This window comes from Actinomadura logoneensis, from assembly GCF_003428695.1.
GTDB classification, from domain to species: Bacteria; Actinomycetota; Actinomycetes; order Streptosporangiales; family Streptosporangiaceae; genus Spirillospora; species Spirillospora logoneensis.
Genome location: NZ_QURH01000538.1, coordinates 1 through 1,505 on the forward strand (window position 1 = coordinate 1; position 1,505 = coordinate 1,505).

General features: G+C 79.3%; 1 protein-coding gene. It reads left to right on the forward strand.

Annotation, left to right across the window (positions count from 1 at the left end; genetic code table 11):
* Positions 1-1,505, forward strand: a 1,505-nt coding sequence (locus tag DZF91_RS23920; protein ID WP_235834508.1) for an ATP-binding protein, incomplete at both ends; no start/stop codon positions are given.

Sequence of the window (1,505 nt, forward strand, 5' to 3'; positions counted from 1 at the left end):
GACCACGCCGAGGCGCGCCGCCTGCTGCGGGAGGCCGACGCCCTGTGGGGCGGCGAACCGCTCGTCGGCCTGCCCGGACCGGCCGCGGCGGCGCACCGCGAACGCCTCCGGCTGCTCCGCCTGGAGGCGCTGGAGGCGCGGCTCGGCGCGGACCTGGCCCTCGGGGGCCACGCGGAGGCGGCCGTGGAACTGGCCGCGCTCACGGCGGCCCACCCGCTGCGCGAACGCCTGCACGGCCTGCGCATGCTCGCCCTCTACCGCAGTGGCCGCCGCGCCGAAGCCCTGGAGGCGTACGCGACCGTCCGCCGCGTCCTCGCCGACGAACTGGACGCCCGTCCCAGCCGCGCCCTCCAGGACCTGCACCAACGCATCCTCCGCTCCGCCCCGGACGCCGAGCCGGCGGGTGTGGGTGCGGCCGAGGCAGAGGCGATCGGGACGCTGCCGGACGCCGTTCCCGACTTCGTCGGCCGGACGGGCGAGCTGGCGACCCTGCTCGCCACCCTCACCGGACCCGGCGGCGACGGACGGCGCGGACGCGCGCCCGTCATCGTGACGCTCTCCGGCGGCGCGGGCACCGGCAAGACGGCACTGGCGGTGCGGGCCGCGCACAACGCGTCCAACGCGTTCCCCGACGGCGTCCTGTACGCCGACCTCGGCGGCTCCGGCCCCCACCCGGGAACTCCCGGCAGCGGCGTCCGCGATGGTGGCGCGGGGGCGGTGGAGGCCGGTGACGTGCTGCGCGGGTTCCTGCGGCGGCTCGGCGTCCCCGACGCGCACCAGCCGGACGACGTCGGCGCCGCAGCCGCGCTCTACCGGTCATGGCTCGCCGACCGGAAGGTCCTGGTCGTCCTGGACGGCGCCGACGATGCCGCGCTGCTGCGCCCGCTGCTGCCCGGAGGGGCCGGGTGCGCGGTCCTGGTCACCGGGCGGGCCCGTCCGGCGGCGCTGCCCGTGGACCGGCACCTCGACCTCGGCCCGCTGGACCTCGGCGACGCCCTGGAACTGTTCGCGCGCGTCGCGGGGGAGGCGCGGACGGCCGCCGAGCGGTCCGCCGTCGAGGAGGTATTGCGGCTGTGCGACCGGCTGCCGCTCGCGGTCCGGATCGCCGCGTCCCGGCTGGCCGCGCGTCCCGGCTGGACGGCGGAGCGGCTGCTCGCCCGCCTCGCGGACGACCGCCACCGCCTCGCCGAGCTGCGGGCCGGCGGGATGTCCGTCGAGGCCGTCCTGCGCGGTGTGTACGACCGGCTCGACCCCGCCCCCGCCCGCGCGCTACGGCTGCTCGCGCTCTCGGACGCGCCGGTGATCCCGGTCGGCACCGCCGCCGCCCTGTTCGGCACCGGCGAGGAGGAGGCCGAGGACCTCGCGGACGCGCTCGTCGAAGCCGGCCTGCTCACCTCGCCCGCGCCGCGCCGGTACCGGTTCTCCCCGCTGACCCTGCCGTTCGCCCGGGCCCTCGGCGAGCGGGCGGGCGAGCGCGGACCGGCCGAGCGGCGCGCCGCGCTCGC